This window comes from Pseudomonas sp. SIMBA_067, from assembly GCF_046534675.1.
Classification (GTDB): domain Bacteria; phylum Pseudomonadota; class Gammaproteobacteria; order Pseudomonadales; family Pseudomonadaceae; genus Aquipseudomonas; species Aquipseudomonas putida.
On the sequence record NZ_JAWRYH010000341.1, the window covers coordinates 1 to 277 of the forward strand.

1 pseudogene is annotated in these 277 nt (G+C 53.4%); it reads left to right on the forward strand.

Annotated features, from left to right (window positions below):
* Positions 1-277 (forward strand): annotated as a pseudogene (locus SB765_RS29370) (DNA replication and repair protein RecF); the annotation flags it as partial.

The following is a 277-nucleotide window of genomic DNA, read 5'->3' on the forward strand; positions in this document are numbered from 1 at the left end:
CGAAATAGATGAATACCGCCGTGCTTATATCAAAGCCTTGAAACCAGTCTTTGAGCAGACCTTAAGAGAACTGTTGGATCTCGAAGGGCTGACGCTGAGCTACTACCGCGGATGGGATAAAGAGCGTGAACTGAGTGCAGTGCTCGCCACATCCCTGCAACGGGATCAGCAAATTGGCCATACACAGGCTGGCCCGCAACGTGCTGATTTGCGTCTCAGATTGGGCGCACACAACGCTGCTGATATCTTGTCGCGCGGCCAGCAGAAGTTGGTGGTG